The organism is Methanohalophilus sp. RSK (assembly GCF_003722075.1).
In the GTDB taxonomy this organism is placed as follows: domain Archaea; phylum Halobacteriota; class Methanosarcinia; order Methanosarcinales; family Methanosarcinaceae; genus Methanohalophilus.
Map to the genome: position 1 here is coordinate 11,821 of NZ_RDSK01000003.1, position 14,606 is coordinate 26,426.

At 44.9% G+C, this 14,606-nt stretch carries 14 protein-coding genes; 3 read left to right on the forward strand and 11 right to left on the reverse strand.

The features are described from left to right. Positions 1-206: 206 nt before the first annotated feature. Positions 207-797 carry a hypothetical protein gene (locus EFE42_RS02095; protein WP_148039242.1) on the reverse strand — a complete coding sequence of 197 codons (591 nt, stop codon included), beginning with the start codon at positions 795-797 and terminating at the stop codon, positions 207-209. Positions 798-1,005: 208 nt separating this feature from the next. Here EFE42_RS02095 and EFE42_RS02100 point away from each other — a divergent pair, with 208 nt between their 5' ends. The 3 genes from EFE42_RS02100 (at position 1,006) to tes (ending at position 4,223) form a co-directional block, all read left to right on the forward strand. Further along, entirely contained in the window at positions 1,006-1,488 is a 483-nt protein-coding gene (locus tag EFE42_RS02100; protein WP_123135701.1) for a 3-isopropylmalate dehydratase small subunit, read from the forward strand. A 26-nt stretch (positions 1,489-1,514) separates the two neighbouring features. Further along, complete coding sequence (locus EFE42_RS02105; protein WP_123135702.1) at positions 1,515-2,642, forward strand: isocitrate/isopropylmalate dehydrogenase family protein; 1,128 nt, start codon at positions 1,515-1,517, stop codon at positions 2,640-2,642. Between the two features lie 102 nt (positions 2,643-2,744). Continuing rightward, entirely contained in the window at positions 2,745-4,223 is a 1,479-nt protein-coding gene (tes, locus tag EFE42_RS02110; protein ID WP_123135703.1) for a tetraether lipid synthase Tes, read from the forward strand. Positions 4,224-4,235: 12 nt separating this feature from the next. Here the strand turns inward: tes and EFE42_RS02115 are convergent, their stop codons facing one another. The 10 genes from EFE42_RS02115 to EFE42_RS02160 all read right to left on the reverse strand — a co-directional run bounded on the left by EFE42_RS02115 (position 4,236) and on the right by EFE42_RS02160 (position 14,560). Then, entirely contained in the window at positions 4,236-5,201 is a 966-nt protein-coding gene (locus EFE42_RS02115) for a DUF128 domain-containing protein (protein WP_123135704.1), read from the reverse strand. Positions 5,202-5,262: 61 nt separating this feature from the next. Continuing rightward, positions 5,263-6,942: an AarF/ABC1/UbiB kinase family protein gene (locus EFE42_RS02120; protein WP_123135705.1), complete on the reverse strand. Its 1,680-nt coding sequence runs from the start codon at positions 6,940-6,942 to the stop codon at positions 5,263-5,265. Positions 6,943-6,976: 34 nt separating this feature from the next. Then, positions 6,977-7,345, reverse strand: coding sequence for a phasin family protein (locus EFE42_RS02125; RefSeq protein ID WP_123135706.1), 369 nt, complete (start codon positions 7,343-7,345; stop codon positions 6,977-6,979). A 98-nt stretch (positions 7,346-7,443) separates the two neighbouring features. Further along, the gene (locus EFE42_RS02130) at positions 7,444-9,162 is read right to left on the reverse strand and encodes an ABC transporter ATP-binding protein (protein WP_123135707.1); all 1,719 of its coding nucleotides are present in this window, start codon (positions 9,160-9,162) and stop codon (positions 7,444-7,446) included. Between the two features lie 29 nt (positions 9,163-9,191). Beyond that, entirely contained in the window at positions 9,192-9,935 is a 744-nt protein-coding gene (locus EFE42_RS02135; protein WP_123135708.1) for a geranylgeranylglyceryl/heptaprenylglyceryl phosphate synthase, read from the reverse strand. 8 nt (positions 9,936-9,943) lie between these two features. Next, a complete protein-coding gene (locus EFE42_RS02140; protein WP_013038400.1) occupies positions 9,944-10,093 on the reverse strand; it encodes a 50S ribosomal protein L40e in 150 nt (49 codons plus the stop codon). Between the two features lie 86 nt (positions 10,094-10,179). Beyond that, on the reverse strand, positions 10,180-11,610 hold the full coding sequence (gene gatB / locus EFE42_RS02145) for an Asp-tRNA(Asn)/Glu-tRNA(Gln) amidotransferase subunit GatB (RefSeq protein ID WP_123135709.1): 1,431 nt from the start codon (positions 11,608-11,610) through the stop codon (positions 10,180-10,182). Beyond that, complete coding sequence (gatA, locus tag EFE42_RS02150) at positions 11,611-13,032, reverse strand: Asp-tRNA(Asn)/Glu-tRNA(Gln) amidotransferase subunit GatA (protein ID WP_123135710.1); 1,422 nt, start codon at positions 13,030-13,032, stop codon at positions 11,611-11,613. An 11-nt stretch (positions 13,033-13,043) separates the two neighbouring features. Further along, positions 13,044-13,325, reverse strand: a complete 282-nt coding sequence (gene gatC / locus EFE42_RS02155) for an Asp-tRNA(Asn)/Glu-tRNA(Gln) amidotransferase subunit GatC (RefSeq protein WP_123135711.1) — start codon at positions 13,323-13,325, stop codon at positions 13,044-13,046. 71 nt (positions 13,326-13,396) lie between these two features. Beyond that, positions 13,397-14,560: a Coenzyme F420 hydrogenase/dehydrogenase, beta subunit C-terminal domain gene (locus EFE42_RS02160; protein WP_123135712.1), complete on the reverse strand. Its 1,164-nt coding sequence runs from the start codon at positions 14,558-14,560 to the stop codon at positions 13,397-13,399. Positions 14,561-14,606: the final 46 nt, after the last annotated feature.

The window sequence follows — 14,606 nt, forward strand, 5'->3', positions numbered from 1 at the left end:
GTATAATATCAATTTAAAGCAGCATAGACTCAGAAATAGAATCTAAATGAGTTAGATAAAACCATTCCCTACGGAAATGAGTTGCTTTGTTGTGCTATAAATTATTTCCTATTTAATTACAACTAATAATGATTAACAATGCTGCACTAAAAGATGCAGAATCCAGCTTTGTTAAAAAATAGTCTGAAAATATTCTCTAATTGGTTTCAAAAAAGTGCTTTTCCTAAAAGCATTGCCCCAAGTGCAGCAAATGGTATAAAAAGGTTATCATGGCGAGAAATTGAACATTCCGTGACCATACCGGCCACACTACCAACAACAGCCAGCACTCCAACAAAATAAAATCCTACTATAGAAGACAGGATTATCCCTCCAGTGGTACCCTCCACCGTCTTACATGAGCCGGGTAGGCGCAATCTTCCCAGATAACCGATCAGCGGTGCTACTCCATCACCCAGAGTCAGGACTACCATGGAAGCATAACATATACCTGCATTTACAAAATAACTCAAACCCAGAAGGACAAAAAAAGATAGAATGTAAAAAAGAGGGTCCAGTGCGAACACTTCCTTCTCACCGTTCCTCCATAAAAGACCATATACATACCTTTTCTTTTCAGCCGGTTTGATAACTTCCATTATGAAAAAAATAAGTGTTGCAAACCCAAGCGCCAGTGCGGCATATTCCCTGCCATAAATATCCGCAATAAAAGGAACCGCCCCTCCCGACATATGCACAATTTTGCGTAAAGGAAGCGCCTTATTGCCACACAATGAGTCATTCTTGTGAATTGCCATTATCTGGAATCTGGCAGGTAAATGGATATATTTTGCTATTGGAAACCCTATATAGCCATACATGATGCTACAAATTGCTATTTCAGATGAAATGTGGGAAAAATATACCATCCAGGGATGAGATTATTATATGATTATTTTGTATTATTAGCACAATTCTGGATACAAGATGCCATCTCATCCAGTGATTTGATTTGCCGGTGATAGAATGGAAGGAAAAGTTTGGAAATTCGGAGATGACGTGGATACTGACGCGGTTATCCCGGGAAGATTTCTGGTCCTAAACACCCCTGAAGAACTTGCAGCGCATGCATTCGAAGGAGTGAGACCAGATTTTGCAGAAAATGTAAAGGAAAATGACATAATCGTTGCTGGAAGCAATTTTGGCTGCGGATCATCCAGAGAACATGCACCCCTAGCATTAAAAGGGACAAAGGTTGGATGCGTTATTGCAAAATCCTTTGCAAGAATTTTTTTCAGAAACGCAATCAACATCGGTGTACCATTACTGGAATGTGCTGATACCGACAATATAGATGAGAACGACAAACTTAAAGTGGATATTTCCACCGGGATTATCGAGAACCTGTCCAAAGGAGAAAAGTATCAGGCAACTCCTCTCCCTGATTTTGTAAGAGAGATTGTAAATGCCGGTGGACTGATAGAATACACACGAAAGATAATCGATTAATCTGATAATACCGGAGATAATTAACAATGACCCAATATAAAGTGCCTGTAATTCCCGGAGATGGCATCGGCCCGGAAATCGTGGCAGAAGGAATGAAAGTTATAGATGCCGCAGGAGAAAAATTCGGATTCGATGTGGACTGGATAGATTATCCACACGGTGCTGACCATTACCTTGAAACCGGGGAACTGATAAGCGAGGACACACTCAAAGAACTGTCCGACTATTCAGCCATATATCTGGGTTCTATAGGAGATCCCAGGATTGCTCCGGGTGTGCTCGAGAAAGGTATCCTGCTTGCTGCACGTTTTTATTTTGACCAGTATATTAATCTACGTCCAATAAAACTTCTCGAGGGAGTATGGACTCCTATAAAGGATAAAACTCCGAAAGATATTGACTTTACAGTAGTAAGGGAAAACACTGAAGATTTCTATATCGGAATCGGTGGAAGGTCCAAGAAGGGTACCAGCAAGGAACTGCTTGAGGTCTCACGTTCCCTGTACTCCGCAAAATTTGACCTTGACATCGAAACCGACAGCGAGGAGATCGCCTATCAGATAGGAATGATCTCCAAAGAGGGTACCAGAAGGGTTATCGAGTATGCCTTTGATCTTGCAGAAAAAAGCGACAGGCATGTGGCTTCTGTGGATAAGGCAAATGTGCTCTCCGATATCTATGGATTCTGGAGAGAAGAATTTGAAGAGGTAGCTGCCACACATCCAGATGTTGATACAGATTTCAACTATGTTGATGCTATTACCATGTGGTTTGTCAAAAATCCCGACTGGTTTGATGTAGTTGTAACCCCCAACATGTTCGGGGACATAATCACCGATCTGGGCGCAATGATACAGGGAGGACTGGGACTTGCACCCGGCGGAAACATCAATCCCGAAGGAACCAGTATGTTCGAACCAATCCACGGTTCTGCACCCAAGTACAAGGGGCAGAACAAGGTCAACCCTATCGCCACAATATGGGCCGGTTCCATGCTGATAGACCAGCTCGGAGAAACCGAAGCTGGTGCAAGTATTGTTTCTGCCATTGAACAGAACATAATGGAAAACAATGTCAAAACCTATGATATGGGAGGCAACTCTAAAACCTCCGATGTGGGGGATGACATAGCAAGAATAATACTTGAAGAATAAGTGATATTTAAGGGAGGTTTGCTGATGGGGTAATGCAAACTCCCCTTTTAGACACATAATTTATATTGATCTGGAACGTTTTCAGCGGGGAAGGGTACGCATATGCATAGCACTAAATCTGTTTGTCCTGAATGTAAGAAAATTATTGAAGCCAGTATATTTGAAAATAATGGCAGAGTATTGATGGAAAAGGAATGTCCAGAACATGGCAAGTTCGAAGAAGTCTACTGGTCGGATGCCAACCTGTACCGAAAATTCCAGAAATATCGCCATGAAGGAAACGGTGTTTCAAACTCGCTGACTTCAGATGATGAGGGTTGTCCCTTGAGTTGCGGACTGTGCCCGTCCCATAAAACAACAACCCTTCTTGGAAACATCGATGTTACAAACCGCTGTAACCTAAATTGTCCCATCTGTTTTGCCAATGCAAAGACCCGGGGCTTCATTTATGAACCTGGTTTCCAGCAGATAGAAGATATGCTAAAAACCCTGAGAGAAGAAAAACCAACTCCCTGCCCGGCAATACAATTCTCAGGCGGAGAACCAACTGTCAGAGATGATCTGCCCGCCATGATCCAGAAGGCAAAGGAACTGGGGTTTGTCCAGATTCAGATTGCTACAAACGGCGTCAGAATCGCAAAAGATATTGAATATGCCCGCAAACTGAAAAATGCGGGATTGCATACAATATATCTCTCCTTTGATGGGGTCAAAGAAGAAACTTACCAAAAGATACGTAATTTCAATGCCCTTCCTGTAAAAGAAAAAGCAATCGATAATTGCCGTGAAGCAGGTCTCCACAGTATCGTTCTAGTGCCCACTCTCGTTAAAGGGGAAAACGATGATCAACTTGCCGATATCCTTCAGTTTGCCACCGATAAACTGGATGTGGTGAAAGGAATCAACTTCCAGCCTGTGGCATTCACCGGTAGAATCGACAGGCAAAGCAGGGAAAAACAGAGATTTACCATTCCTGACCTGATTAAGGGACTTGCAGATCAGACCTCCGGGAAGGTGCCCGAATCAGCCTGGTACCCAATACCCTTTGTTGTGCCCATCTCACGTTTTATAGAAGGAATACAGGGAAAACACCTTCCCGAATTCACAGTCCATCCGCACTGTGGAGCCGCAACATACCTTTTTGTAGAGGAAGGCAGAATCATACCGATTACAGATTTCCTTGATGTTGAGGGATTCATCGAATTGCTTGAGGATGCCACACAGGACCTCAACGGTACAAAAGCCAGGAACCTTATCAACTTTGCCAGGGTAGTCCGGGAAATCCCAAAACTGGTCGATCAGGAAAAGGCTCCCAAATCAATCAATGTTACAAAAATGCTGATTAACATAATAAAGGAAGGGGGACGTGAAGTAACCAGCCAATTCCACCGAAAAACGCTTTTTGTTGGAGCAATGCATTTCCAGGACCTCTATAACTTTGACCTGGAAAGAGTTTGCCGCTGTGGCATCCATTATGCCACGCCAGATGGAAGGATAATACCTTTCTGTAGTTACAATACATTCCACCGGGATGAGGTAGAAGGACAATTCCTGAAACCCTATGATATAAATAAAAAATGAAAACAGATTATCTCACAGGGATTTCATTGTTCCATAATCCATAATCGTTGAAACGGGTCGGGTATTTACATCAATACCGTATTCTTCAACAACCGCCAGGGCATTTACACCTACAGAAACAACAATCCCCGACATGCCGATATCTACAGGTGCTCCCAGCACATTACCCGATTCGTGATCCATAGCAAGCAATCCGCCTATATCAGATTCATGCAATTGCTGGAAAAGAAGATGGGCATCTCCAGCAGCAGATTGTGGAATACTACGCATATTAGCCAGGATGGTGCCAGAACCCGACTGAAGCAATCCTGTTACTGATGTGGAGTGGCGCATCAAAAAAATCTTAATCGGATCTATAGATGTACCCCTGTACGAGATAAGGTCTTTGAAAACCACCGGTTCATTGTTTTCCATGGAAAGAATTCCCCCAAAGTTAGGCTTGACCGGAATGCCATGCCGCAGGAGGATTCCATCAAAAGTAATACTGCAAACTGTCGCAATCCCCACTTTCCCTCGTGGAACAAATATATCCTCCGAATCTTCTTCAAATATTCCCACCCTGGGACTTATTGAGTAATCAACTGCACTTCTCATCAAGCCGGCAGTTTTTTCAAAATCATCCTTGTCCACATAGGATACATTTACAATCACATTCCCTTGCTTTTTTACCGGATCATAATCTGTGCGATAGATCAGGTCCTCAATCCTTGTGATTACAAAATCGAGCCGGTCACCTATAAGGGCTTCTTCCAGTTCTTCCTTACCTCTTGATGTGATGGAGCGACCTGTATAGCCGTGTTTTTCAGTAAAGCCACGCTCGTCCAGTATTCTGAGGTGATAGCGTACAGCCCTTTCACCAAGATTATAACCCCTGTTGCGTAATTCGTCGGCAATGATACGGGCACCTACAGGCCTGTCACTTTCATTGATAATACGCATGATTTCGATAAGTTTTCTTTCGATCTGGGGGTCAGTCATAGGATTCCTCCGTTTTTGTGGACATTCTATTTCGAATGTTTGCGATATATAAATTGTGATGTTATAGATTTCCAGTTCTAATAATATATATAATCAGACCCATACCGAAAAACCCGGCAGCAAGGAAACCAAGCAGACCAAACAACGGAACCCCCCACGCCTGGGGTTCCATACCGGTTTGTATAATCAGGGAAGAACCAACTATAATGGCAGAAATGATAAGACTGAAAGCAAGCCGGTTGGAGGCAACGCTTATTTCCGAAAGGAGACGGTCGGTGCCTTCATGTTCAAATTTAAGATTCAGGTAACCTTTTTCGGCAATCTCGAGAATGTGTGAAAACTGCAACGGGGCACGACTGAGAAGCCTGCTTACATACCAGAGATTCTTTGAACTGTTTTTGACCATATTACGCGGAGAAAAGCGTTTTTTCATGAATTTATGTGCATAGGGCTCGGCGATCTCAGTTACATTGAAATCCGGGACCATTTGCATAGCAAAGCCACTTACAGTCATTACTCCTTTGAAAAGCAGGGCAACGTTGGGAGGTACCTGTATCTGATGTTTACGCAAAAGAGACAGCATTTCAGAGGAAACATCTGTGGCGTCCACCTGATTCAGTGTGCGCCCATAATACTTGAAAAGGAAATGATCATAATCCGCTTTGAAGGAACGCACATCCAGTTTTTCATCCGCTACTCCCAGATCACGCATAACCTCTATATATTGGGTACTGTCCCCGTTTGTTATGGCTATGAGGGCATCTATCAAAAGTCCACGCATATCTTCGGAAAGATGACCCGCCATCCCGAAATCCAGCAGGGCTATTCTGCCGTCTTCCAGGGCAAATATGTTGCCCGAATGGAGATCGGCATGGAAAAAACCATGTTCAAAAACCTGTTTCATAAAAGCTTCAGAAACATCTGTGGCAATTTTTTCCCGATCCAGATTCTCATTTGCCAGCTTTTCAAATTTGTTACATTTTATCCCTTCAATATATTCCAGGGTCAGGATGCGATCACTGCTGTAATCATTGTATACCCGGGGAATTACAATAACAGGATCGTTTTCAAAGTTGGACAGGAAGTGTTCGATATTCCTTGCTTCCTGAGTATAGTCCATTTCTGAGTGAATGGACCTTGACAGTTCGTCTACAACCGCCACCGGGTTGTAGAGTTTTATTTCCTCGATATGCTGCTGGGCAAACCCGGCAAGACTGTACATAATATCCAGGTCCGCCTCAATAATGCGGCGAATGCCGGGCCTCTGTATCTTTACAACCACAGCTTCCCCGGTATGAAGGCGTGCTTTGTGGACCTGACCAATGGATGCAGCTGCGACCGGTTTTTCATCAAAATCAGAAAATAGTTCAGGTATATCCCTGCCAAGTTCAGTTTTGAGTACTGCTTTTACATCTTCAAAGGGAAAAGGAGGGACATCGTTCTGAAGTTTTGTAAATTCCTGGGCGTATTTCAGGGGTATCAGGTCTTCCCGCATGCTGAGTAACTGGCCGAATTTGACATAGGTGGGGCCCAGTTCTTCAAGTACCTTACGTGCCCTTTCCGGACGGGTATCAGTTTCCTGTTCCCTTCCAAACCGGTCCTTGACACGACTGCGAACAGACCCCATTGACCAGAGGCCCATTTTATCCACAAAATAACCAAATCCATTCGATACGAGTACATCTATAATACGCCCGTATCGCTTGACGATTGAATATCTGTGAGAAATACCCGGTACCATGGTATCAAAAAAGGGATATTAGGGATGAATGGTATCAGGACCACTCATCATCTTTTTCATGCTTGTCTTTTTCTTCAGCAGGTCCGTCTTCGCCCAGAGATTTTGCAAGCATCTTTTCAAGACGGTCAATCTTTTCTTCCAGGTTCTTTACATGTTCCTGGGTTGCAACATCGGATTTGTTGACAGCTTCCTTGACCCGGGAAGACATTTTCTCTTCCATCTCTTCCTGCTGTTTTCTTTTGGTTTCAATCAAATCCTTAACGAATTTCTTTCCCTCTTCCCTGTTAATTTCCCCGCTTTCGACGAGTTCTTTCACATATTCATTAATCTTCTCTTCGGTCAGGGCATACAAACCCACGGTAAAAAGCCCAAATTTTTTCATATAATATACAGGATCGTACATTTTATTAAACCTCCAAGAGTATATTGTGTTTCAATATATATAAACAAAATGAAAATAAGCAGAAGAAAGAATTATCACTCAACTTAACTGTTCCAAAATTACTTTGAAAGGAGCCCGTCAATGCCCTTTCCAATGTAGGTCACACCGGTTGATTCTATGAAGTTATCACATACTTCCCGGGCATCCCCCTCTTCAATAACCGAACCTCCGGATACCAAAACTGCCCTGTGGGCTACTTCTTTCACAAAATCCATGTGATGGCTGACAAAAACTATTGTCGTGCCAAACCTGCGATTTATTTCCTTGAGAGAATTGGTAACATCTCTCAGAGTAATCGGGTCAAGATCTCCAAAAGGTTCATCCAGCATGAGTATATCCGGAGATGTGGCAAGAGATACTGCAATATAGGACCTCACATGTTCCCCGCCACTTATCTGTGCAGGTTTCTTTTCAAGTATGTCAGGAGAAAGATCCAGAGCATCAAATACAGGTTCTGCATATTTGGCCACATTGAGATCCGGCCAGGCGGGGAACAATTCAAGATAGACCTGTGGTGTCAGGCCCATTTTTGAAAGGGATTGTTCTTTTTCTGCCTCTGCCATATCGGGCAACTGATAAATCGTATCCAGCATTTTTTCAGAAATACCCAGCTCCTCTGCTTTTTGGCGGGCGTGTTCTATCGCACCCTGTCTTTTGAGCCTGAGTTTAAAGGCAATATGCTGTCCTATTGTGGAATGAGGGGACAGGGTAAATTCCTGATGCATGATACTCATTCTGCGACGCATTTCCATTCTTTGCGGGCTGAAACGGGAAATATCAATCCAGTTATCCTCAAGGGAATAAAGGACCCTGCCATTTTGGGGTTCAAGCAGACCGGCTAACATCCGCAGCAGGGTTGTCTTACCACTTCCGGAAGGACCAATAAAGCCCAGTATCTCACCCCTGTTAACAGAAAGAGAGATATCCTTCAGATCCAAAACTTCCCCAACTCTCCAGAGGGAATAACGCTTGGCAAGATTCTCTGCCCTGACACAAACCTCTTCTGAAAAAGCACCCAGAGGTTTTTTGTCAGCCATTCCATGAAGGAACTTATCCAGAACTTCACCAGAACTCCCTGATGCCACAATTTTTCCTTCATCAATGTAGAGCATATCATCGGCAAGGTAACTCAAAATTTCCGGAAGATGGGATACTACGAGAATAGGAATGTTGAGTTTTTCTTTCAGAAGAAGAATTATATCCAGTATTTGCTGTTTGGAATCCGGACCAGCCATTGTGACAGGCTCATCAAGAAGTAGCACGGATGGCCGGGATGCAAGCTGGCGGGCAAGAATGAGGCGTTGTTTTTCTCCTCCACTCAATGCTCCGGAAAAATGCAGGGCTTTTTCCTTCAAGCCCACAATACCCAGATAGGCCATTGCCTCCTCATACATTTCATCATAAAGGGGGTGATCGCTTTCCGGAAGGGCTTCGTAACCTTCCCTTGCATAATAAAGCCTGCGGATTATATTTTCAACTGCTTTACCGGACCACAGGCTGAAGTTGCGCTGAAGATGAAGAGCACTATTGCTCATCAAAAAACGTTGACCGCTTTGCCCCATATCCGGATTTATAGCCTTTCCGTCGATCTCAATCGTTCCACTGTCAAAGGTTTCAATTCCACGCAGAATTTCCAGTAGTGTAGATTTGCCACTACCACTTTTACCTGTAATGCCAAGTATTTCGCCATTCTGTACGGTAAAACTGATGTCCTCAAGTACCTGTTTTTTCCCGCAGGGAGAAGCGTAAATTTTTGAAATACCTTTTACTTTAAGCATTTCCCCACCTCATTAAGGGAAATCCATTTTTAACTTTTGATCGCAGAAACGAATTCAGCAATCTTTGCACGGACATCGCCAGCACCTTCTACGGCAGTACCTGTCACGATCATATCCGCCCCTGCCTTTGCACAGACAACTGCAGCATTACGGTCGCGGATACCTCCACCTACTATCAAGTGTCCTTTATCGATAGCATGTTTCACAGCACCCACCATTTCAACCGGAACAGGTTCATCAGCACCCGAACCTGCCTCAAGATACACGTAGCGCATTCCAAAATAGGATCCTGCAAGAGCATAGGCTGCAGCAAGCTCCGGTTTTGTACGGGGGAGCAAACGTGCATCCCCTACCCATCCAACCGTGCCTCCTGGTTCCACTATCAGGTAGGCCATTGGAATGGGTTCAATGCCGAATTTGCGCACAAGAGGCGCACCCATCGCCTGATTGGTAACAATATAGTTGATATCCCTGGAATTCAGCAGGCTCATGAAAAAAATAGCATCGGCGTATGAACTCACGCCTGCGGAATCGCCAGGGAAAAGAATAGTCGGCACATCAATTTGTTCTTTCATCAGCTGAAGGGTCCGGTCAAGAACCTGACCCATCGCTCCGGTGGAACCCCCAATCATTATAGCATCGGTGCCCCCCTCAACGGCAGCTTTTGCAATCTCTGCCGCTCTTTCGGGTTTTTGGGAGGCGGGATCTATAAGTGTCAGATGGGCACAACCGTCCCTCTTTACAATGCCATTGAGGTACTCTTCCACCTGCATCAGACAGATCAGCCTCTCTTTACTTCCTTGGATTTTACACGGAGATTTTTGTAACCACACTTTCTGCATTTAACAGCCCTTACAGCGTTACGGGCATTGCAATTCATGCAGATCTTCTTATTAAGTATACGTTCCTCAGCTTCGGGGAATCTTGCCATATTCTCACCTTTGTAATGATTGTAATTGAATTAATAGTATCGGGCTGGCTACATAGCCCTCAAAACATATAATTGTTTTGGGGCAATCATCGATAATTCTTATCGATTTCCTCCAGCATCATCTCACGTACTGAACGGGCATCCGCACGGCCACGTGTTTTCTTCATAACCTGACCCACAAGGAAGTTCAGGGATTTTTCCTTACCTGCAAAATAATCCTCCAGAGCTTGCGGGTTTTCTCTTAAAACTTCCTCTACAGCCTGGTCGACCACATCACCTTCTACCTTCAGCAGGCCCTTCTCCTTTACAATGTCCATCGGGGACCCGCCCTCATCAAGGATATTGCGTATGATCTCCACAGCTCCCTTTTCGGTAATCTTACCACTGACTACCAGCTCAATGATCTTTACCATATCTTCTACTGTAAAGGAAGCTATGGTGAGATCACGGTAATTGAGCTCTCCCTTGAGGACATCGGAAACCCATACCGCTGCTGAGGCAGGATCTACCTGCGAGGCAACCTCTTCATAGAAATCCGCCACCCTGATATCAGATGTTAGCGCCTTGGCATGGGTATCAACCATTCCATAATCCGAAATGAACCTGCTGCGCCTGGCATCAGGCAATTCGGGAAGGGTTTCAAGGATACCCTCAACCCAGCTTCCAACCCTCATGGGTACCAGATCGGGTTCGGGGAAATAACGGTAGTCGTGCTCTTCTTCCTTGGTCCTCATGGAAATCGTGACCCCGCGGGCCTCGTCAAAGTGACGTGTTTCCATAACAACCTTTTCTCCCCGGCGTTTGATATTCTTCTGGCGCATGATCTCATAGAGCAGGGCCCTTTCGGCGCCTTTGTGGGAAGAAATGTTCTTAACCTCTGTTCGGTCACCGCCACCAATAGAGATATTGGCATCCACCCTCATCGAGCCCTCCAGGGTACTGTCGAAGACATCCAGATACTCAAGGATGTTACGCAGCTTGTCCAGGAAACGTCTGGCTTCCCGTGGACTGCGCATATCCGGCTCGGAAACTATCTCAATCAGGGCCATGCCCGAGCGGTTGTAATCAATCAGTGTACCCCTGGACTTTTCAATTGAGCCCATATGCATCAATCTACCCGGGTCTTCCTCCATATGAGCACGCCTGATCCGAACGACATGTTCACCGTCCTCACCTTCAATGACCACCTTGCCGTCACTGACAATCGGGTAATCATACTGGGTGGTCTGGAAACCTTTTGGAAGATCAGGGTAATAGTAATTCTTACGGTGGAACTGGGTTTGTTCCACAATCTCACAGTTTAGGGCCAGTCCGATCCTGATAGCATATTCCACAGCCCTTTTGTTCAGCACCGGCAGACAACCGGGAAGGCCCATACATACCGGACATACATGAGTATTGGGTTCTGAAGTATGATAATCCGTGGAACAGCCACAGAATAACTTGGTAGCAAGCTTGTTGAGCTGGACATGTATCTCCAGGCCTATCATAACACCATCGGGATTTTCGTATACCATTTATACCACCGCCCCGGCCAGTTTGGTATGATGATCAGTATTTTTCTCAAAAGCGTTGGCTGCTTTGAGAATGGTAGCTTCATCAAAGTAGTTCCCGATTACCTGCAGTCCTACAGGCAGACCTTCGGAAAAGCCACACGGCACTGATATGGAAGGCACCCCTGCAAGATTAATCGGGACAGTGTTGACATCCGTAAGATACAGGGAGAGGGGATCATCCATTTTTTCCCCTATCCTGAAAGCGGGAGTCGGCATTGTGGGTGCCATCAATACATCCACGTCCTCAAAGGCTCTTTCAAAATCCTGTTTTACAAGGGTGCGAACCTTGAGGGCTTTTAGATAATATCTGTCATGATAGCCCGCAGAAAGAGCATAGGTTCCAAGCAGGATACGTCTTTTTACCTCTGCACCAAACTTTTCCTGCCGGGTCTTTGAAGCCATCATATGCCAGTTCTCCCCTTCTGAACGGGTGCCATAGCGAGTACCGTCAAAACGGGCAAGGTTGGAGGAGGCTTCACTCATGGCTATGGTATAATACGCTGCCAGTGCATAGGGTGTGTTTGGCATGGAAACTTTCGTGTACTCAGCTCCCATATCCTCGAACTTGCCAACAGCATCCCATACCAGTTTCTGTACATTATCATCGATACCTTCTCCGAAATATTCGGCAGGAACTCCTATCTTTAATCCTTCCATATCGTCCTGCAGGGCATCAGTATAACCAGCATTATGCTTGACACAGGTTGAATCCCGGTTATCATATGTGCTGATTACGTCCATCAGGGTTGCGACGTCTTCCACACGATTTGCCAGGGGACCGATTTGCTCCAGGGAATTGGCATAGGACACAAGGCCGTATCTGGAAACTGCCCCGTAAGTCGGTTTCAGGCCCACAGCCCCACAAAAGGCCGCCGGACAACGTACCGAACCACCTGTATCCGAACCCAGCGAGACAGGAACCTGCCCTGCAACTACAGCAGCGGCACTTCCCCCTGAGGAGCCACCGGCCACTCTTTCTGCATCCCAGGGATTAAGAGTCGGACCATAGGTACTTGTTTCAGTGGAAGTTCCCATACCAAACTCATCCATGTTGGATTTGCCGATTATCACTGCACCGGCCTCCCGCAATCTTTCGATCACATGAGCATCATAGGGTGGCACATAACCATCAAGGATGGCAGAACTGCAGGTTGTGGATAATCCCTTCGTGGAAATATTATCCTTAATTGCAATGGGTACACCTGCAAGAGGCCCTTCCATATTAAGGGAATCAATTTTTTTAGCCTGATCAGTAGCATCTTCTGCAATACAGGTGAAGGCATTAATATCACTTTTTTCTATTCTTTCCAGATAGGAGGCAACAACTTCCTCGGCTGATGAGGAACCTATCTTATATTTTATATCAGATAAACCATCCAGCATTTTTCGCCCCCTCAGATGATCTTTGGAGTTTTTATGTAGCCTTCCTGTATCTCTTCAGCATTTGCAAGAATATCATCCTGCTCCAGGGAATCTTTTGGCTTATCTTCCCTGAATACATTCATGACATCGGCAACGTGGTATGTAGGTTTGACATCCGAGGTATCCACCTCATCCAGCTGTCCGAAATAATCCAGCACAGTGCTTAGTTCCGATGCAAATTCAAAAGCATCCTCCTCATCGATATTGACCCGTGCAAGCCAGCCGATGTGTTCTACCTGTTCCTTTGTAATCATAATATGAAGCCTCTGTAAGCGTTATATAGCGTATGTGTTACACAAAAGGTAATGCTATTAATATGTTCTTATCAGGCCTTTTTACTCCTGCGGTTTACACCATACATCTGTACCTTTTTCATCCTGGCAAGATTGAGCACCCTGTCCATCTCATAGTCCTCCAGGGGCCTGGCCTCCAGAAAACCATTTTCCACAGCTTCATTGAATATCTCATAACCAATACTGGACCGGGCAAAAACCGTGGTGTAACCATCCGGCGTACCCACACCCCCGAAACTTATATCGGAATTTTCTGCCGCCATGTCGGTACAGAACTTGCATGAGGAAGACCTGTATTCATCAAATTCGGACAGAGAGAATCTGCTAATCTGACCTGCCTGCTCAAACTCGAACTTACCCTTACGGATCTTCATTGCATCAATATCCGCAAGTCTCATACCATGGTTTTCAACAAATTCCTTGATGCCTTCGTAAGAAAATGTGTCCATACAGAATAGTCCCAGACGCAATACATTGGCCCTCATGAACAAATGCAAAAAACCATAGGGACTACGCTGCGTCTTGTAAACTGCATCTATATTGCAACTTGGACCTACAAAAGCAATACTTCGCATACCTTGCTGAATAGCCTGCATCAACTGTTCCATTGTCATGCTGTGAGAATACATGCTACCAGAGGACTCAAGGACCTGTGCACGGTCCTCAGCAATAATTGCAACCGGTTTCCAGGGTTGATCCTTTGAATGAGTGGTTACTACCGCACAATCAATCAGACCTTCCTTCAGCCCATAAGCCAGCAATGCCGTAACAGCACCTCCATCCTGTCCCTCATGCCGGGGAAGAAGGCTTTTGGCGCTGTATGCAAACCTGAGTTTGCCCACAAGTTCCTCTTCTGTAGTAATCGTGCGAGGGCACTGGTTGTAACACACCCCGCATGATGTGCATGGTCCTACTATTTTGGGACGTTTATCCTTTATTGCTATGGATTCACAGGATGCAGCACATGCTCCGCAGAGGGTGCAGATACCCGGCTTGATAACATCTTTGTTTAGTTTGCCAAAAGAAACACGTTTTTTCTCATCAAGACTGCGTTTGAGACGTATTACGCTTTTCTTCATCTCATCAAATGTTTTCAGGCATTCACTTGAACAAAAATAATAGGTTTCGCCGTCATATTCTTTCTGGAAAGAAGTGTCTTCAGCAATCTCTTTTTTACAAATAGGGTCCTGCTTCATTATATTCACCACAAAAACTGTCTACAATAGGATATCCATGCACTAT